The sequence below is a fragment of the Enhygromyxa salina genome, from assembly GCF_000737335.2.
Lineage (GTDB): Bacteria > Myxococcota_A > Polyangia > Nannocystales > Nannocystaceae > Plesiocystis > Plesiocystis salina_C.
This window is the reverse complement of sequence record NZ_JMCC02000004.1, coordinates 49,273-68,649: the sequence shown is the minus strand read 5'-3', so window position 1 is coordinate 68,649 and position 19,377 is coordinate 49,273. Positions and strand designations below refer to the sequence as shown.

Here is a 19,377-nt window from a genome sequence, read left to right as displayed (position 1 = left end):
GTCAGGGGGGCATCCGCCCGAGGCGGAGATCAGCGATTGTGAAGCGCCCGCCCACGCGACCGAGGCGCGCGCGGTAGTCGAGCACCCGGTCCGGGACGTGGACGGGATGCGGGAGCGCGTCGAACATGCCCGTGACGACGACGCTGACCACGTGGACGCCGAGCCCCGGCGGCACCGGATAGGCGAACGCGCAGGCCTGCGTGCGCGGGCTGGCGGCGAGGATCCGCTGGACCACGACGCCGATGCAGCGGTCGATCGTGTTCCCGGGCGCGGCCGTGTCGGGCAGCGAGCTAGCAGCCCGTGGTGGGCCCACCACAGCGGCGTTTTGGCTTCGCGCCCTCGATGCATTGCACCACGGGCTGCTAGGAGCCCGTGGTGGAACCCCTCGCGCCGCCTCGCTTGGCCTTTTCGCCGAGGGCAGTGTCGCCGAAACTTGCAGTACGCCCGGTACAGCTGCGTTTCGGCTCCTCGCCCTCGCCGAAAATTCCGGCGCGAGGCGACACGATGGGTTCCACCACGGGCTCCTAGGGAGCTCGGCGAGCCTGCGTGACCCCTCGATCCGCCCCCAGACCCGCGCGCGGTGCTCGTAGCTGTTGAGCACGCTCCCGCGGCTGCGAAGCGGATCGCCGCGGTCGATGATCGCGTCGTAGCACAGACCCTGGAACGCCTCGGTCAAGGCCCGACGCAGGGCGAGCACGGGAGAGAGGTGACAGCCGAGCCCGGTCGCCCAGTAGTTCACGTGGTCGTCGCGCGCCCGCACGGCGGCCTCGACCACGGGGACACCGATGTCGTTGGTCAGGTCGCGCAGCTGGATCTCGTAGCCAGCCGCGTCGAGGGCCTCGAGCACGGCGTGCGCGTGGACGTCGTCGACGCTGTCGAGCTCGACGGCGGCGAAGCCCAGCCCGGTCGCCGCCGCGGCGAAGCTCGCGTCGTGCTCGACGACCTCGAGCAACCCCTCGAGCACGGCCTCGTTCCACGCGGTGCCGGCGGCGATGCCCGACGATCCACGCTCGGGAAGCACGAATTCACTGCCGGCGAAGTCCGCACGCGCGAGCCCGTGGGCGCTGGCGGCGGGCAGCCAGATCGGCCGATGATCGGCGAGGTCGGCGAGGTCGGCGAAGTCAGCGAAGTCAGCGAGGTCGACGGCCTCGACCCAGTCGAGCATCGCGTCGGCCGGCCGGGGCACGCGACCGCGCGGCTGGACCTGCGGCACCTGACCCGCGCAGAAGAAATCGAGATCGAGGGTCGGAACGCCGAGCGCGTCAGCGGGCCCACGAACGAGATCGAGGGGACCCACGCGGCGGGCGAAGCTCTCCTCGAACCACTCGTAGACCGCCGAGCACCACGCCTGGTCGGCGCTCAAGCCCTTGCCGAGCCCGCGCGGCTCGTCGCCCGAGCACAGCCTGGGGTCGCGGCGAAACGGCAGCGTCGCGGAGACCTTCACGAACTCGATCTCGGCGAGCGCCGGGTGGCGGGCGATCAAGTCCGCTGGCCCGCGGGCGTGGCGAATGTCGAGCTCGGCTCCGAGCTTGGCCAGCGCACGCTCGGCGAGCGCTCGCGCGACGCTCGGCGGGACGCTGCGCAGGCCCGTGAGGACATCGACGACCTCCGTCGAGCGCGAGCCTCCGGCGCGCTCGAGCTCGCTGGTGGTCGCCGTGGTCGAGCCTGCGATCGTCGAGCCTGCGATCGTCGAGATCGTGCGCGCGAGCCCGCGACAGTGGGGGCAGCGGGTCATCGGCCCGATCGCTTGCCGACGCACGCGCCCGCGCCGGTCGACGACCGTCAGCGCCGTCGCGGGCTCCGGCGCGCGGTCGTCTGCGTAGGCGTCGAGGGCCGCCGCGATCGCGCCGACGAGGGTCAGGCGCTGGGCGAGCGCGCCATCGACGGGCCAGACCGGGAGCGTGAGCTGATCGAGCAAGCCCACGGCCTCATGTGGTCGCTCGGGGAAGTAGTAGCGAGCCAGCCCGCACATCAGGCAGGGCGTGCGCCCGGGGATCATCAGCGGGCCGAGCACGACCTCGTCACCGGTACAGCTGACGAACAGCGCCTCGCGCTCGGCAGCCAGTAGCGCGTCGGTCAGCGCGAGGGCGTCGCGCAGCGGGCAACCGTCGAGGATCACCAGGCTCAGCTCCGGGCGGTCTCCCGCGCGAACGGGCAACGCGAGCTCCGTGGACTCGCGCACGAGCCTGAGGTGGGCGCCGAGCTCCGCGAACAGCTCCGCGCCGAGCCGGCCCGAGCGGACCCCAGCGACCCGCAGCGATCCCAGCCCCGGCGTGCTGCGAGGACGCTCACGAGCGAGGCACTCGACCAGCCGGTCGAGCACCACCTCGACGTCGCCCCGCTCGTAGCGGTGGGCCAGCGCCTCGACGGCGGCGTCGCGCGAGCCCGCGCTGTGCAGCGCGGTGAGTAGCTCGATGACGACCTCGGCTGGCAGCCCCGCGATCTGGTGGAGGCGGCCGCCAGCGTGGACCAGCACGCGACCAGCGTCGTCGGCCAGGACTTCGGCAAACTCGAGCGCGGGCGTCTGCATCGACGCGCTCACCCGTCCCCCGATCGCGGCGCCGACAGGATCGGCCACGGCGGCTCGGGCGTCGCCGCCGGATCCAGCCCACCAAGGCCGAACTCACCGACGATCGGCTCGCTGAGCGGATCGACGCCCGTGAGCCCGGCGAGCAGCTCGGTCTCAAACCCACCGCCGTAGGCACATGGGGCCAGCCCTAGCGCCGTCGCGACCAGATAAAAGTACGCATACAGGCAGCCGACATCCTTGAGCTGGCTGACGTAGGCGATGTGATCGTACTTGTAGGCGACCCGCGCGATCCGGCTGGTCACGAGCAACACGATCAGCGGCAGCTCGGCGCCGCCCTTTGCGGCCGAGACCGAGGCACCGCGCTCGATGAGCTCGGCGACGAGCGAGGCCTCGGCCCCGAGGGGCTCGAGCGCGTGGCGCTGGGGACAGTAGTGATAGACGTCGGGCGCGAGCCCCTCGACCGCGCCCGGCGACACGACCGGATAGATCTCGTGAGCGTAGAGCCCGCCCGCCGAGGGATAGAGGCGGTGCTGGAGGACGCGGCCGTCGTCGAGCTCGCGTGCGTCCCAGCTGCGCGCCGTCCAGTGAAAGAACTCGCCGAGCTGGTCCAGGCTGATCGTCGCGCTCGGCGGACTGAACGATCGGCGGCGCAGAAGCACCTGCCAAAAATCGATGGCCGCGGGCTCGGGGACCGGAAGCGCGATCGCGGTCGCGCTCCCGTTCCCGCTCCCGTTCCCGCTCCCGGTCCCGCTCATGGGTGGCTTGGCGTGAGGCTCGGAGCGCGTCAGACCTTCGAAGCGATAGCGCGCGAGGGTCTGGGGCCGACACTCTCGACTGTACTGCTGCAGCGCGAGCTCGGGCGCGGCCCAGTAGCTCGACGGATCGAGAGGGCCGTGGACATCGGGCGGCCGTGACTCCTGCTCGGGTCGGACCAAGATCCCCGCCGCCGCGAGCGTCCGACAGGCCGCGATCACGTCGACCCCGAGCTCACGCGCGCCGCCGCGAGCGTCGACCTGTGCGGGGCTCGTGGGCACGCGAAACCAATGCAGCACTTGCACGAGCGCGGCGTCGTCACAGACCAGCGCCCTGCCCGAGCGAAGGTTGCGGACGACCAGCTCGCCGGCCTCCCATGTCACCGTGGTGAAGCGAGAGATCCGCAGCGGCTCGGTTGGATCAAGATCCATCTTGCTCGCTCATTCGGGCAGCCCAAGCTCGGCGGCCGTGGGGTAGACCTCGCGCCGATAGCTGGGCTTGTTGGCGAACGCGAAGGGGACCGTCATGAAGGTGCCGAGCGACAAGCGCAGTTGCTCTCGACGGCTCGGCGCTGGCACCACCGCGCGACTGATCGCCGAGTGGAATTGCCAGCCGGGGTACACGACCGTGCGATTGCAGCGTTGGCGCACGAGGGCCAGCTGCTCCCAGGCGTCGGCAGCAACCGCAGCGCCGACCCGCTGCCGCCAGATCTCCGCGCGCAACTGCTGAAGGTCGGGTCGCGGCAAGGCCTCGATCGCGGCCGGCAGCTGCGCGAGGAACTCCAACCCGAGCAGCTCCTGTAACCACAGCAGCTCGACCGGATCCTTGTCGCTCATCCAGCAGGTGAGCCCGGTCGCTCGGTGGCGCCAAAACGCCGTGCCCTCGTCATCGTGGTCGGTGTCCGACAAATAGGTGACGGCCGCCAGCCACACGTCGTGATCCGCGTGCTGATCGATCAGGTCTGGCGGACGCTCGCGCAGGCCGAGCGCCGACGCGTAGAAGTCCGCAGCAATCACGTCGAGATCGATCGCCTTCGGGTAGCCCTCGGGCCACAGCTGATCGAGGATCACCCGCGCGAGCAGCTCGACGAAGGCCCGGCCCCCGATCGGAGACACGCGCGCGCGCAACCCAGGGTAGCCCGAGTCCGGGATCGTGTAGCCGTGCTCGAGCGCGGCCTCGCGGACCTGCTCGATATCGACGAAGGTGTCGTCGATCACGGCGATCACGGATCCCGCCACGCGCTGGACTTTGACGCGACGGTTAGAATTGAGCTCGAGCCTCATCCGAATGCCCAATGGATTGGATGAGGCTCGTCAATCGAAGCGGAGCGCCGGCCTGCGAGCCCGTGGAAACCCATTGGGCTCACTGGGTTCCCTGGGGGCGCAGACCTCGGCAAGTGAGCACCCCAGGCTAGCGGTCGACGCCCACGGAGCCGTGGTTGCCAGAGCGCGACCAACCGGCCTCGACCTTACCGCCCTTTAGCTTCTCCATGGTCTCGCGATCGAGCTCACGGATCTCGAGGTCTTTGATGTTCAGCTTGCGTTTGGGCTTGTTGTCGTTCGTCATTTTCGTTCCCTCTATCCTCGTGCCTGCTATCTGGGCAATTTCGATTTGCAGGCTACTCGACTGCCAAACTAGCGCGCAAGGCATTTCTCGTCTCAGACCTCGCCTTGGACCCGCTCGAGGACCCCGGCCTCGGACAGGGCCGCGAACAAGTCCTCGAGCCAGGGCCAGAGCGAATCGGGACAGTCCCAGAGCAGCGCGCCGACCGGGGCCGGACCTGACGACTGGGTTTGTGTCAGGCGCTCGAGCAGGCGATCAAACCACGGCAAGTCCTCAATGGCGGAACCGATTGAATAGCTCATATGATCGCCGCCACTACGGATGTGGAACCTACCATCAGAGTCCACGCTCAATGTTACGTCTTCGTGAAGCGCCCACGACCCCGCCAGCGCATCGGGGAACGGCCCATACACCAGTTGGTCGACCGCGAGACAAGTGATCAGCTGTGCGATCCTTGGACCGAGGGCGCGGAGATCGGCGAGCGAAGCGTGCGCAAGGCTCGCAAAGCACAGCTCCCGCAGTCGCGGGTCGCGAACGATCTCCCACTCGATCAGCGACGAGAGCCGGGCGGCCAAGCTCGCCGGGCTGATCACGAACACGAGCGCGAGGCTGCGCTCCGAGCTGACCTGGGTGGTGTGCCACAGGCCGCGCGGGAGCCACAGGGACTGGCCGGCGACCACGGTCTCGACGGCGTCGGACGGTCCGAGCGTGGGACTCGGCTCGACCTGGGGATCCCGCGCGGTCCCGTCGGGTCGCCACGCGAAGCGCTGCCAGACAGGGTCGCGCCACTCGATCACGTTGGTGTTCGTTGGCGGGTGGATCTGCCAGCGCTTCTCGCCGTGCAGTTGCACGTTGAGGCCGCAGTCACGATCAAAGTGCAGATGTGCCCCGGAGCCTCGCACACCCGCGAAGATCTCGACCCGTGACGCCGAGGGCATGAAGTCCCCGACGGCCTCGCGGACGCAGTTGAGATATCGCCCGAGCGCGGGAATGACTCGGTGACATTCGTGGAAATACAGCGTCGCGCCAGCGCGGTGGGCAGCGAGGGCAGCCCGCGGCTCGAGCTTTTGTGCGCCCTGCATCCGCTGGCCGTCGGTGTGCCAGACCGACACGCGCGCGGCGGGAGTCTGGCGCTCGAACAACGCACACACGGCCTCGACGTCGGGCAGCAGCGCGGCGAGCTCGGCGAACATGGGGTCGTCTTGGCAGTCGGCGCGAACGACCTGCGTCGGCCAGCCGGGGGCGGCGGGATCGACCCCGAACACGCCGCGGGTGCTCATCGCAGCGATCCGAGGTAGTCGCGCTCGAAGATCGCCAGGACCGCGGCGCGCTGCGGGGCCGATAGCTGGCGCAGGTACGCCTCGTCGCCAAACGCATACTCGATGCTCCGCCACGTCGCCGCCAGCGCGGGCGCCCGCTGCTTGAGCGTGAGGCTGAGCGAGGCCTCGAGGCTCTCGACCCAGTGCCAGATCGGGTTGGGCACGAACAGCACCTGCCCCGGCTCGAGCTCGACCTCCCAGCAGTGCGAGCGCGCGAAGTTGGGATACTGCTCGAGGTCGACGCCCGGCAGGTCGATGACCTGGGAGCTGCGCGTGCGCCAGTCGGTGACCGGGAAGGGGTAGAGATCGGCGGTGATCGGCGCGAGCACGACCCGCTTGCGACCCTGGAGCTGGACCAGGAAACCCGGGGTCTGGTCGTAGTGCAGCGTCGTGATCGCGCCGGCTTGCGACAGCCAAGCGCCCTGATCTTCGCAGCCGTCCATTGGCGCGGGCAGTGACCCGAGCTGGGCGCGGAGCTCAGCGTGGACCCGACCGCAATACCAATAGACGACCTCACCGGCCGCGACGAGGGGCGCCCGCGCGCCCGGGTTGGTGATCCGATCGATGATCTCGGGCAGCGGGAGCACGAACGAGTGGTAGCGACCCTCGGGCTGCGAGCGCTCCGACGGCGCGCGGTGGGGATCGAGGCGCGCGTCGTTGAGGTACAAGAAGGCGCCGCTCGGGCTGACCCAGCACTCTTCTCGCCAGTCACGCAGCCAGGCCTCGAGGTGGGCGAATTCCAGCGCCGCTTTGTCGCGGCGCGAGACCTCGACGACGTAGGGCTCGCCCGCGACGGCGAACGCTTCGTGTCGCTCGCCAGCTTGCTCGATGTCGAGGATCGAGACCGCGCGGGTTTCACGAAACGCTCGCATGCCAGCTGATCGGATGATCGAGCATCGAGTCGGGAGAGTCAAACTCGACGACGACGATCGGTGCTTCTCCGCTACTCTCGGTCGACTCTCGTCGTCGGCACATGCTCGATCCCACCTTGCAAGTCTGCTCCATTGACGGGGTCTGCTACCTCGTCTTCGACGATCGCGTGCTCGTCGTCGAAGGGGTATCGGCCGACGCGCTGCGGCGGGCGCTGCGACGACCCGAAGCCGAGCTCGACCCCGATCTGCGAGCGGTGTTCGAGGTGTCGGCCAAGCAGCACGCCGAGGGCAGCGCGCCCTGGGTTGGGGCTCGCCGCGGGGTCCTGCACGCCGCTCGCGTCGCCGTGCTCGGTGACGGACGGCTCGCCCGCTGCGTGGCTGACGAGCTCGCCCGCGCGGGCGCTCGGGTGCTGACCAGCCCCGACGCGGAGCCCGAACCAGCGAGCCTCGAGCTCGACGTCGACCTGGTGTTTTGCTGCCTCGAGGGTGCGTCTCACGAGCGCCTGCTTGCGATCGAGCGCGCGGCCGCCCGCGGGAGCTCGCCGCTGGTGTTCCTCACCGTCGGCGCCCAGGCCTTGAGCTTTGGCCCGCGCGTGTTCCCTGGCTCGCGCGGGTGCCTGGCGTGCAGTCGCAGCGCGCTGCTGCCGAGCCCCGCGCAGCTCGCCCCCGAGCTGCTGCCGCAGCTGCACACCCACACCCTCGACGACAGCGCCGCGGCGCAGATGGTCGCCTGCGCCGCGGCGGCGCTCGCCGTGCGCGAGCTCGAGGGCCGGGCCCGCGAGTCCGACGAGACCGTCATCGAGCTCGCGTGGACCGGTGAGCGCCAGCGTCACCACATCGCCTGCAGCTGCCGCCCGGCCCGCGCGGCGACCGATCCAACGACTCACGCCGCGTCCACCCGGTCCGCGAGCGTCGAGCCGAGCCTGGCCTGGGCCGAACTCTCGCCGCGGCTGCAGGCGCTCGAGCTCGCGCTCGCGGGCCCCGATCACCGAGATCCGCTCGAGCGCCTCGACCCGGACGTGCCCGCGATGCTGCGCGAGCTGGTCGTCCGCCACGCCGACGATCTCGACCACGCGACCGGAAGCTTCCGCGCCCACCTCGAGGGCACCTGGCGCGCGCTGGTTCATTGGCGACAGCCGCGGATCGTCTGTCGCGCGGGCCTGTTTCACAGCTGCCTCGCGACCAGCTACTACGAGCGCGCGCTCTACCGACCGTGGGAGCAGCGCGCCCTCGCCCGCGCCATCGGCCTCGAAGCGACGACGCTGGTCCACTTGTTTTGCACGATCGATCGCCCCGCCCTCCACGACGATCTCGACGCGCTCGACGAGCTGCCCGCAGCCGCCACGCCGGTCCGCAACCGCCACACGGGCGAGCGTGCGTGGGTCCCGACCCGGGTCGTCGTCGCGCTGCTGCTGATCGAGATCGCCAACCTCGCCGAGCAGTCCGGTGGCGACGACGGCATGCCGAGCGCGTGGATGGCCCGGGCCTCGCGCTGGACCCAATTGGCGACGCCGTGGCTCAGCCCCGCGCTGCCGATCTTCGATCGCGGCACAGCGCGGCTGTCCGAGACCGACGAGCGCGCGGCGATCGAGGCCTACCGCGTCGCGATCCAGGTCCTCCAGCGCGACGCCGACGCGGCCCAGTCCGCGCTGATTCGCTGCGCCGAGCACAACCCCTGGGTCGCCGAGCCGTGGCTGCTCCAGGCCCTGCTCGCCGATCGCCGCGCGGACCTGGCTGCGCGCGCGCAGCTGCTCGACGCCGCCAAGTCGCGGCTCGCGAGCTGGCCGCTCGCGTGGGACAAGCGCTACGGCGAGACCCAGTGGCGGGCCCTGGCCCACGCGCTGCGGCGAGATCCTACTCCGTCGTGATGAACTCGGGGTGGACGAGATCGAGCCAGTCGCGGTGGTCCTCCTCGACCCACAGCCTCAGGCCCTTCTTGTTGAGCTGGCGACCGGGGACCTCGCGGCCGAAGTTTGACAGGCAATAGCGGCACGCCTGCAGCGGCTTGGGCGAGCGCAGGTAGGCCTCGAGCTGCTCGCGCAGCCTGGGGTTGGCGTGGAGCGGGATCGAGTCGGCCTCGCGGTTGTCGAACTCGACGCCAGATCGGCGCAGGCGTGGCTGCATCCACGGCGCGGGTGAGCACTTGTAGTAGCGCCCGGCGTGGACCGTGTGGCACGACCACTCGTGGGTCTGGGGGCAATTGTCGTAGATCATCTGCACGCTCGCGTCGTCGTCGATCGCGTGATTGAGCAGCGTGACCCGCATGTTCGGGGTGTCCTTGACGAACAGCTCGAAGCCGTGGGCCTCGGCCCGGGCCTCGACCTGCGCCCGGCTCATCCGATACTTGACGCCCGGATACACGCTCCACCACAGCCGATCGATCAAGGCCCAAAACGGCTCGGGGACGCGGTCGAGCAGCACCCCGTTGGTCACCACCGTCACGCACTCGGCGATCGGCGAGGCCTTGGCGGTGGCGATGAACTCGAGCAGGTCTGGGTGCAGCAGCGGCTCGCCGCCGAGCAGCTTGAGCTCGTGGGTCCGCATGACCCCGGCGAGCGCGTCGAGATCGCGGCAGAAGCTGGCGTGGTCCAGGAACGCCTTGGCCATCAGCGGCGAGGCGTGGTCGCAGCCATAGCAGCTGAGGTTGCAGTGCTCGGTGAGGTTGAACTCGACCGACGCGACGCGGAGGAAGGGCGCTGAAGTCATGACGGCTCGCGCTCAGGCACGCGGGTGAGGCTCTTCGTTGGGTCCGAGAAAAATTGCCGTGTCGACGCTGCCCTCGACGCTGGCGACGAGACCCGCCCGGCAGCATTGCTGGACGACCCCGAGGGCGTCGACGCTGTCATCGACGAGCTCGGCGAGCGCAGCGTCGAGCTCGGTCAAGCTCAGCTCGCGCCCAGCGAGCGCGGCGTAGATCGCCGCGAACCCTTCGCTGACCTGCTTGGCGCTGGCCTGACCGCGGATCCACAGCAGGCAGCCGCGCCCGACCGACGCGGGCAGCGGGTGGACCTCGTAGGCCTCGCGCGGATGAAAGCGCACCCGGGCGCTCGCGGGCACGTCGCCCGCGAGGATCCGGCCGTACCAGCCGCCGAGCTGCCGACGACGGCGGATCTCGTCGTTGAGCTGGCCGTAGCCGCGGGTCAGGCGAGCCCGATCCTCGGTCCCAAAACCCCCGGCCGCCGTGAACGCGACGGTGTTCACCTGTTGGTGCGAGGCCGAGTCGTTGTCGCTGGTCGGGCTGCGATCGTAGAGGATCGTGAGCCCGAAGCGCGCCGGCTCGCGGCCCATCTCGGACGAGCTCGTCAGCGTGAAGTACGAGACGTTGAAGTAGCTGACCACGTCGGTGTAGCGGCTACAAAACGCGAGCACCTCTTCGGCCTCGGCGAGCGTCGTCGTGGGAATGTCGATGATGACGTTGACCACGAGCTGCAGGCGATCGCCCGCGTCGAGCTCGCGCACGGTCGCAAAGAAGCGCTCGATGTCGGCGCGCCGGTAGCCCTTGGCGATGTAGTCGAGCAGGCGATCGTTGGCGCTCTCCATCCCGATCGTCAGCGCCCACTTGGCGCTGCGGATCATCGTGCGCAGGACCTCGAGGGTGAAGCGCTCGTCGATGTACGCGTAGCACCAGATCGAGATGTCTTCGATCCCGCGCTCGCCGAGCGCGGCGCCGAGCTCGGCCGCGTGGCGGGGCGGGAGCGCGTCGGTGATCAGGTCGAACTGGCGAAAGCCCCGATCACGAAAATACGCGAGGTCGTCGGCGACGTCGTCGCTGCTGCGCGGGCGATAGCGCGGATCGTCGCTGAGGTTGATGTAGTCGCAGAACGTGCACTTTCCCCAGTAGCAGCCCTTGCTGTGGAGGACCGAGAGCACCGTCGACTCGCGCTGGTCGGCGGGCAGCTCATAGCGAAAGTGGTCCTCTTTGCGCAGGCGCAGCGCGGCCGAGCGCGGCGATCGGCGCAGCTCGACCCCGGCCGGGCCACGGTGCACGACGTTGTCGATCCCGGCCATCTCGCGCTCGTCGACGCGGAGCCGCTCGAGCATCTGGCAGACCACGCGCTCGCCCTCGTTGATCACGACGCTGTCGAGGAACTCGAACCCGAGCAGCCCCTCGACGAAGCGCTGATCGAGCAGCGAGACGACCGGACCCCCGAAGCACAGGTGGGTGTCGGGCAGCTGCTCGGCGAGCGCGCGGGCGATCAGCAGCGCCGGCAGCAGCTGGGCCGAGAACGGGATCGAGAACCCGACCAGGCGCGGGCGCGGGTCAACCACCGCGCGCTGCAACAGCGGGCCGATGATCGCCAGCAGATCGGCCCCGACCCCGGCGGCGAGGCTGGCCCGCAGCTGGGCGAGGGTCGGCGCGGCGAGGTCTCGCCCCTGGTAGAGGAACACCTCGCTGAGCAGCCACTCGAAGTCGGTCTCGCGCGAGCCGTCGAGCAGCGCCTGGCGGCCGTCGGCGCTCGCGAAGTAGTCACCGCGCATCGCGTCGAACACCGCCCGGCGGTAGCTCGCGCGCGGATCCTCGTCGAGGCTCGCCCTGCCGCCGACGTGCTCGCCAACTTGTTCGCCGTGGTGCTCGCCGTGGTGCTCACCAAGTCTCTCACCAAGCCTCTCACCAAGCCTCTCAATGGTCGCGTGCGCCCGGGCTCGGCGCGCGGCGAACTGCGGGCTGTCGAGATAGGCGTGCGCGGCCTCGCGGTTGAGGTCGAGGACGTCCGCCCGAAACCCGCGGGCCTTGGCGAAGGTGCTGAGGTGATGCGGCGCCGGGTATGGCCAGGCTAGCGAAGTCAACGCGGGCGGCGGGAACACAAAGATCGCGTCGACGGCTCCACTCACGCGACCATCCTATCACGCGGCAGGTCCGACCTCGCGCTCTGCGTGGATCGGGACGAGGGTATAAGTGTGACAATGCGGCGCATCGGGCTGATCATCGACACCGAGGCCGGCCACACGATCCCATTCGTGGATCTGGGGCTTCAGTTGATGGAGCACGGCCACGAGGTCGTGTTCATCGGTTTGGCGCAGAGCATCCAGCTCCTGCCCCCGAGCTTGCGGTCGGCTTACGTGTCGGTCCTCGACGGTGTCTACGAAGCCGCGACCATTCGCGCCATTCGGCAACAGGCCCCGCTCGACTTTCCTTGCTACTGGGGCTTCGACGCCCACCTCGAGCGTCTGCTCGACCCTGGCCTGCGCGACCAGCTGCGCCAGCTTCGGCTCGACGCGCTGATCGCCAACCCCTTCCTCGGGCTCGAGACGGCGATCGCCGCCGAGCTGGTCGGGGCACCGGCGATCTTCGCGTTGCCCATGATGGGCTCCGAGCCGGGGCCACTCGCAAAGATGCACCTCGAGCTGCAGCCGGCGGCCCTGCAGCGGCGGATCATCGAGCTGCTGCAGCTGACCCCCGACGACCTCGAGGCCGCGCTCGCGCGCTGGCCAGCGTTGATCCTGTGCGCCCGCGAGTTCGAGCTGCCCGAGCTGGTCTACACCGACGCCCATGCGCACTACGTCGGACCGTGCCTGCGCGACTACGACGCGGCCAAGCAGCTTGCGGAGCGCGGTGAGACCGAGACCGTGTACGTCTCGCTGGGCTCGACGCGGGTCCGCGAGACGGCGCCTGCCCGAGCGCTGCTGCACGCGCTGCTCGACGAGGCCCGGGCCAACCCGTCCACGCGGTTCTTGGTCACCGGCGCGCCGCCGGGCGAGGTCCCCCCCAACGTCGAGCTTCGGCAGTGGTTCGCCCAGCGCGAGCTCATGCGCAGCGCCCGGGCGACCGTCATCCACGGCGGGCTCGGGGGCATCCGCGACGCGATCGCCGGGCGCCTCGCGCCGATCGTCACCCCGTTTGTGCGCGATCAACCGGACAACGCGAGGCGCGTCGCGTATCACGGTCTCGGGCTCGATCTGCGCGGCCAGGTCGAGCAGCTTGGGTCCGCGCTGCGGCGGGTCCGAGCCGGCGAGTTCGACGAGCGGGTCGAGGCGCTGCGCGAGCGCTTTCGAGAGCTCGACCGCGCGCGCACAGCCGCACGAACCCTCGACCAGCTGCTCGCGTGAGCGATCGTCTCACAACCGTCGAGCGGTTCTTGATCACCGGCGCGAGCACAAGCTCAACCCGATCGCACCAGGCCGTAGAGCTGGATGAACATGCGCTCGAGCAGGCGTCGCTCCGCGGTCACGATCTCGGCCGTCCCGCCCATCCCGTGGCGCAGCTCGAGCGTCTGCCCGTGCGTCGTACGCAGCCCATCGGGCAGCTCCACGTTGACGAGGTAGACCCCCTCGCTGGCGACCGCAGAGACCGAGCCGACCCGCCCCTCGACCACGCCGTGCTCGCGGTAGGGATAGCCGTCGAGCTTGAGCAACACGCGCTGACCAACAGCGACCTTGCCGGAGTTGAGCTGAGGCATGGTCGCGCGGCCGACGAGGGTCTCGGCCTCGGGCAATACGTTGATCACCGCTTCGTCGGCGCTGACCCACTGCTGGGTGGCCCAGATCCGCGCGAGGCTGACCCGGCCCGCCGTCGGCGCGACCAGCAGATAGGCGCGACGCCAGCGCTCGTGAGCCCGGGCCAGGTTCGCGTAGCTGTCGTGGACCTCGCGGATCAGCGCGCGGCGACGGTCGCGGAGGTGAAAGCCGAGCTCGGCGCGGTTGCGACCAAAGCCGACCTGATCGATCTTGCTGCGCAGGATCTCGACGTCGGCGGCCTCGAGCGCTCGCTCGCGCGCGCGCACGGTCGCCTCGGCGGCCTCGACCTCACGGCTCGCGACCACGCCCTCCTCCGCCAGCCGGGTCGCGGCTTTGGCCTCGCGTCGGGCCTGCTCGAGGTCCTCGACCAGGGCCCCACGCTGCCGCCGGATCCGGCCCGCGAGCGCGTCGCTGGTGTCGAGCTGATCGACCAGGCCCGCGTCGCTGTCGTCGAAGTAGGGGTCGTCGACGAACGCGCGCAGCTCGAGCCAGGCGGACACGAGCTCGGCGTACTCGACGTCGAGCTCGCCGAGCTCGAGCGGGGCGCCGAGCGAGTGGGCGGCGGCGTCGAAGCGCTCGGGCGCCTCGAGCTGATCGGCGAGGGCCTCGAGCAGCTCGGCGACGACGCGGAGATCTTCACTCCGCGCCGGGTTGTCGATCACCGCCAGCCACTGCCCGCGCTGGACGAGCTCGCCGTCTTCGACCCACAGCTGCGCGAGCCGTCCGCTGGTCCGCGCGACCACGGGTGCGGGCGGGGTCTGGCTCGTGACCGTGACCGGGGCCGCGACAACGTCGGGATACTCGAGCAACCACGCGGCGACGACCAGGGCGAGGAACACGGCGAGCAGCACCGTGTTGCCCCAGCGCAGCACCGCCCCGGGGACGGTGCCGATGAAGTCCTCGAACGCCGCCCCACCGATCCGCTCGCGCGTGCGCTCCGAGGTCTCACCCTGGCTCTCGTCCGCCATCTCAGCTCCCGAGCTCGAGCTGGTTTTTGACCAGCTGGTAGTAGGTGCCCGCGAGCGCCGTGAGCTGCTCGTGAGTGCCACGCTCGACGACCTTGCCGCGGTCGAGGACGATGATCTGGTCGGCGTCGCGCACGGTGCTGAGCCGGTGGGCGATAACCAGAGAGGTCCGCCCGCGCTGAAACTCGCGCAGGCGATCCATGATCTGGCGCTCGTTGGTCGCGTCGAGGGCCGAGGTCGCCTCGTCGAAGAACAAGAACTCGGGATCGGCGTAGACCGCCCGCGCGATCAGGATCCGCTGGCGCTGGCCCTGGCTGAGCCCGACGCCGTCGCTGCCGATCCGGGTCTTCCACGCCAGCGGCAGGCTCTCGACGAACTCGCGCAAGTTGGCGGTCTCGAGCGCGTCGAGCAGGCGCGGAACGTCGACGACCTCGAAGCCGACGGCGACGTTGCCGGCGATGGTGTCCGCGAAGATGTGACCATCTTGCATGACCACGCCACACTGCCGGCGCCAAAACCCGCGATCGAGGTTGTCGAGGGCCAGGGAACCAACCGTCAGCTGGCCTTCTTCGACGGTATAGAACCCGAGCAGCAGCTTGAGCAGCGTAGTCTTGCCGCTGCCGCTCGCGCCGACCAGCGCGGTGGTCTTGCCGGCAGGGATCTCGAGGTCGACATCGTGCAGGACCCAGCGCGAGCTGCCGGGGTAGCGAAACGACACGCCCTCGGCCACCAGCGAGCGCGCGCTGCCGAGCTCGCGCAGCGCCGGGCGATCCGCCGGCTGCTCCGCGGGGAACTCGTGGATCTCGTCGAGGCGATCGATGCTGAACTTGGCGTCCTGGGCCGCGGACACGAAGGCCAGCATGCGCTCGAGCGGGCGGGCGACCTGACCGACGACCCATGACAGCGCGAGCATCATGCCGAGGGTCATCTCGCCCGCGATGACCTCGCGCGCGGCGATGAACGTGATGAAGATGTTCTTGGTCTCGTTGATCGCCATGCTGCCCGCGCTCTGCACCTGCTCGAGCGCGAGCCGGCGCTTGTTGACGCGAAACAGGCGGACCTGGATCCTCTCCCAGTCCCAGCGCTTGCGTCGCTCGCAGTCGTTGAGCTTCAGCTCGGAGATGCCCTCGACGAGCTCGACGAGCGCGTTTTGGCTGGCGGTGCGGTGCTCGAAGTGCTCCTGATCGAGGCGCTGGCGCCGGCCCATCAGCGCGACGATCCAACCGGCCGCGAGCGCGGTCCCGATCAGGAAGACCGCGAGCACCGTCGGGCTATAGATGGCGATCACGACCGAGAGCACCGCGACGTTGACGAACGAGAACAGGATCTCGAGCGGACCCGCGGTCAGGAAGGTCTCGACGCGATCGTGGTCGGCGACCCGCTGGAGCACGTCGCCGAGCGTGCGGGTGTCGAAGAAGCTCATCGGCAGCCGCAGCAGCTGGGCGAGGAAGCCGGTCAGCATCGCGATGAACACGCGCTGGCCGACGTGGAGCAGGATCCACGCGCGGATCATCTCGATCGCGGTGCGCCCGGCGAACAACATCAGCTGGGCGAGGAGCACCGCGTAGACGAAGCCGATGTCGCGGGTCCCGATGCCGACGTCGACCAGCGCTTGGGTCAAGAACGGGAACACCAGGCCGAGCAAGCTGGCGACGCTCATCCCGAGCATCAGCTGGACGATCAGCCGACGGTAGGGGCGAAAGTAGGGCCAGCGCGAGGCGAACCCGCGGGTCGCGTGCTGCTCGCCTTCGTGGGTGAAGAACGCGGGCGTTGGCTCGAGCACCAGCGCGACGCCCTGGCCCTCGCCCGCGGTCCAGCGGCGCAGGACCTCCTCGCGCGAGAGAATCACCAGGCCTGCGGCCGGGTCGGCCACGCGGACGCGTCGCTCGTCGGCCGCCACCACGACCACGAAGTGGTTTTGATTCCAGTGGAGGATGCACGGCAGCGGCAGCGCGCTCGCGAGCTGGTCGTAGCTCGCCATGACCGCGAGGCTGCGCAGGCCGATCGACTCGGCCGCCGCGGCCACACCGTCGAGCGAGACCCCGTCTCGGGCGATGTCACAGCGCTCGCGCAGGGTCCCCAGCGACCAGTCGCAGCCGTAGTGCCGGGCGATCATCCGCAGGCAAGTCGGCCCGCAGTCCATCGCGTCGTGCTGACGCATGGCGCGAAACGAAGAGCGGAAGCTTGGCGTGCGGTCGACCATCGTGAGCTCGCCCGACGAGACGCGCCGCTCGGCGACGGCCGAACCTCCGGCCTCGCAGCCGTGGCCCAGATGCTAGCGAGATCAGACGCCGCGTGTCCCCCTTTCCCCGCGCCCATCTCGGCTCCGGAGGTTGGCGCAGCCCAGGGCCGCAGAGCCAGGCTCGCGCATCCGTCGCTCCATCCCGGCCGCGCGGCTTGGTCCCCAAACAGGCCAACGGCAGCGCTGAACACTGGCCCAGGGCGAAGTGAGCCAGCGGCGTCATCGAAGCCGGTCCGGGGCAGCGCTTGGCCATCGCACCGCCTGGGCCAAGCGACTCGGCCCAAGCCGGTCGCGATCTGGGCAATCATCCTGTCACCGATAGGAACCCGATGACGATCTACAAATTCCCCAACACCGACGGCGCCAACGTCAAGTTCGCGTCACGCTACCTCAACTACATCGGCGGCAAGTGGACCGAGCCACGCAAGGGCCAGTACTTCGAGAACCCATCGCCGGTCACGGGCGAGTCCTTCTGCGAGATCGCCCGCTCGAGCGCCGAGGACATCGAGCTCGCGCTCGACGCTGCGCATGCGGCCAAGTCCGCGTGGGGCAAGACCAGCGTGGCTGAGCGAGCGCTGATCCTCAACAAGATCGCCGATCGCATGGAGGCCAACATCGAGATGCTCGCCGTTGCCGAGGCGTGGGACAACGGCAAGCCCGTGCGCGAGACCCTGGCCGCGGATCTGCCCCTCGCAATCGACCACTTCCGCTACTTCGCCGGGTGTATCCGTGCGCAAGAGGGCTCGATGGCCGAGATCGACGCCAACACCGTCGCGTATCACCTGCATGAGCCGCTCGGCGTCGTCGGCCAGATCATCCCCTGGAACTTCCCGATCTTGATGGCCGTGTGGAAGCTAGCGCCCGCGCTCGCGGCCGGCAACGCCGTGGTCCTCAAGCCCGCCGAGCAGACCCCCGCCAGCATCTGCGTATTGATGGAGCTGATCGGAGATCTGCTGCCCCCAGGTGTGCTCAATATTGTCCAGGGGTTTGGCTTCGAGGCCGGCAAGCCGCTCGCGTCGAGCGACCGCGTGGCCAAGATCGCGTTCACGGGCGAGACCACCACCGGCCGGCTGATCATGCAGTACGCGTCGGAGAACATCATCCCGGTCACGCTCGAGCTCGGCGGCAAGAGCCCCAACCTGTTCTTCGCGGACGTGCTCGACCAGGATGACGCGTTTCGGCAAAAGAGCCTCGAGGGTTTTGGCTTGTTTGCGCTCAACCAGGGTGAGGTCTGCACGTGCCCGTCGCGCGCGCTGATCCAAGCGAGCATCTTCTCGCAATTCATGGAGATGGCGGTCGAGCGCGCCAAGCAAAAGTCGCAGCCCGGCAACCCGCTCGACACCGCGACCACCGTCGGCGCGCAGGCGTCCAACGATCAACTCGAGAAGATCCTGCGCTACGTCGAGATCGGCAAGCAGGAGGGCGCCAAGGTGCTGCTCGGTGGTGCCCGGGCCGAGCTCGGCGGACCGCTCGCCAAGGGCTGGTACATGCAGCCCACGATCTTCTCTGGTGACAACGCCATGCGTGTCTTCCAAGAGGAGATCTTTGGTCCGGTCGTCTCGTGTACCAGCTTCGAGGACTACGACGACGCCATCAAGATCGCCAACGACACCCTCTATGGGCTCGGCGCCGGGGTCTGGACCCGCAACATGCACACCGCATTCAGGGCCGGTCGCGCGATCGAGGCCGGGCGGGTGTGGACCAATTGCTACCACCTCTACCCCGCGCATGCGGCCTTTGGGGGCTACAAACAATCCGGTGTCGGACGCGAGAACCATAAGATGATGCTCGGGCACTATCAGAACGTCAAAAACCTGCTGGTGAGCTACGACGAGAACCCGATGGGGTTCTTCTAGGCCGCCATGAACGATGTTGACGGTAACGGTGTCAGCGATGGCGCCAGCCCCTCGCGCGTGAGCGTCACGCCGGCCGCAGCCGTGTGGTTGGGCCGGCTGCAAGCCGAGCACGGGCCGCTGTTGTTACATCAAAGCGGTGGCTGCTGTGATGGCAGCGCGCCGATGTGCTACCCGCTCGGCGAGTTCATGATCGGTCAGCGTGACGTGCTGCTCGGTCACGTCTGCGGGACTGCCTGGTACATCGGCGGCAAGCAGTACGAGCCGTGGAAGCACACCCACCTGACCCTCGACGTCGTCGAGGGGCGCGGCTCTGGCTTCTCGCTCGAGGCCCCAAGCGGGATTCGGTTCGTGATTAGCTCGCGGCTGTTGAGTGAGGCGGAGATCAACGAGCTCGACGAGCCCGCTCGGGGTCCGCAGACCAGCACCGGTTGATGTCGGTGCTCGACGGTCCGCTAGCGAGCCACCCACGGTGGCTCGTTGGCGGGCCGCTGACTCGCTCACAGCCAGTCTGCTACGAGCCGCTCGTCACGGTCACGTAGTGCTCACGCATCGCCATGTAGAACTTCGGCACCCACTCCGCGTGCGAGGCGAGACGGTCCTTCATCCTTGGCCTGACGAGCGCGTCGCCGCCGACACCCGAAGTAGGAGCCGAGCGCCGTAATTCTGCTCCCTCGGATCTGTGTGGGGGGCGGCCCGACCCGATGGGCTCGTCGTCGTCGCCGGCCTCCCCCGGTCCCGCTGTTGCTCGGGGTCGGTCGTGATCGTCATCAATGCCCCTGCTCGCGCGCGCGCGACAGGACGTCGAGACCATCGCCATCGGC

Annotated in this window: 14 protein-coding genes; 4 read left to right on the top strand and 10 right to left on the bottom strand. The window is 69.4% G+C overall.

What is annotated here, in order from left to right; translation table 11 throughout:
• Position 1: 1 nt before the first annotated feature.
• The 6 genes from DB30_RS02390 to DB30_RS02365 form a co-directional block, all read right to left on the bottom strand.
• Positions 2-2,578 carry a TOMM precursor leader peptide-binding protein gene (locus DB30_RS02390; protein ID WP_052546313.1) on the bottom strand — a complete coding sequence of 859 codons (2,577 nt, stop codon included), beginning with the start codon at positions 2,576-2,578 and terminating at the stop codon, positions 2-4.
• Positions 2,539-3,714, bottom strand: coding sequence for a SagB family peptide dehydrogenase (locus tag DB30_RS02385; protein WP_052546312.1), 1,176 nt, complete (start codon positions 3,712-3,714; stop codon positions 2,539-2,541). The genes DB30_RS02390 and DB30_RS02385 overlap by 40 nt, the downstream gene beginning before the upstream one ends.
• 9 nt (positions 3,715-3,723) lie before the next feature.
• The gene (locus tag DB30_RS02380; protein WP_276204321.1) at positions 3,724-4,566 is read right to left on the bottom strand and encodes a DUF6445 family protein; all 843 of its coding nucleotides are present in this window, start codon (positions 4,564-4,566) and stop codon (positions 3,724-3,726) included.
• Between the two features lie 127 nt (positions 4,567-4,693).
• Positions 4,694-4,849, bottom strand: a complete 156-nt coding sequence (locus tag DB30_RS02375; protein WP_153258183.1) for a hypothetical protein — start codon at positions 4,847-4,849, stop codon at positions 4,694-4,696.
• Between the two features lie 92 nt (positions 4,850-4,941).
• Complete coding sequence (locus tag DB30_RS02370; protein WP_052546310.1) at positions 4,942-6,126, bottom strand: JmjC domain-containing protein; 1,185 nt, start codon at positions 6,124-6,126, stop codon at positions 4,942-4,944.
• Complete coding sequence (locus DB30_RS02365) at positions 6,123-7,037, bottom strand: cupin-like domain-containing protein (protein ID WP_052546309.1); 915 nt, start codon at positions 7,035-7,037, stop codon at positions 6,123-6,125. Before DB30_RS02365 ends, DB30_RS02370 begins: the two co-directional genes overlap by 4 nt.
• 101 nt (positions 7,038-7,138) lie before the next feature.
• Here DB30_RS02365 and DB30_RS02360 point away from each other — a divergent pair, with 101 nt between their 5' ends.
• The gene (locus DB30_RS02360; RefSeq protein ID WP_052546308.1) at positions 7,139-8,905 is read left to right on the top strand and encodes a DUF6817 domain-containing protein; all 1,767 of its coding nucleotides are present in this window, start codon (positions 7,139-7,141) and stop codon (positions 8,903-8,905) included.
• On the opposite strand, the gene DB30_RS02355 is transcribed toward DB30_RS02360, so the two are convergent.
• Both DB30_RS02355 and DB30_RS02350 read right to left on the bottom strand, forming a co-directional pair.
• A complete protein-coding gene (locus DB30_RS02355; RefSeq protein WP_052546307.1) occupies positions 8,892-9,743 on the bottom strand; it encodes a radical SAM protein in 852 nt (283 codons plus the stop codon). The two genes, DB30_RS02360 and DB30_RS02355, sit on opposite strands and share 14 nt — an antisense overlap.
• A 12-nt stretch (positions 9,744-9,755) precedes the next feature.
• Complete coding sequence (locus DB30_RS02350) at positions 9,756-11,870, bottom strand: B12-binding domain-containing radical SAM protein (RefSeq protein WP_052546306.1); 2,115 nt, start codon at positions 11,868-11,870, stop codon at positions 9,756-9,758.
• A gap of 72 nt (positions 11,871-11,942) precedes the next feature.
• On the opposite strand from DB30_RS02350, the gene DB30_RS02345 reads away from it, so the two are divergent.
• Complete coding sequence (locus DB30_RS02345; RefSeq protein ID WP_052546305.1) at positions 11,943-13,085, top strand: glycosyltransferase; 1,143 nt, start codon at positions 11,943-11,945, stop codon at positions 13,083-13,085.
• 53 nt (positions 13,086-13,138) lie between these two features.
• Here the strand turns inward: DB30_RS02345 and DB30_RS02340 are convergent, their stop codons facing one another.
• Complete coding sequence (locus tag DB30_RS02340) at positions 13,139-14,461, bottom strand: beta-barrel domain-containing protein (protein WP_052546304.1); 1,323 nt, start codon at positions 14,459-14,461, stop codon at positions 13,139-13,141.
• Position 14,462: 1 nt separating this feature from the next.
• Positions 14,463-16,619, bottom strand: coding sequence for a peptidase domain-containing ABC transporter (locus DB30_RS02335; protein WP_146657878.1), 2,157 nt, complete (start codon positions 16,617-16,619; stop codon positions 14,463-14,465).
• A gap of 410 nt (positions 16,620-17,029) precedes the next feature.
• On the opposite strand from DB30_RS02335, the gene exaC reads away from it, so the two are divergent.
• A complete protein-coding gene (gene exaC / locus DB30_RS02330; RefSeq protein ID WP_052546303.1) occupies positions 17,030-18,556 on the top strand; it encodes an acetaldehyde dehydrogenase ExaC in 1,527 nt (508 codons plus the stop codon).
• Between the two features lie 6 nt (positions 18,557-18,562).
• Complete coding sequence (locus tag DB30_RS02325) at positions 18,563-18,988, top strand: DUF779 domain-containing protein (RefSeq protein WP_052546302.1); 426 nt, start codon at positions 18,563-18,565, stop codon at positions 18,986-18,988.
• Positions 18,989-19,377: the final 389 nt, after the last annotated feature.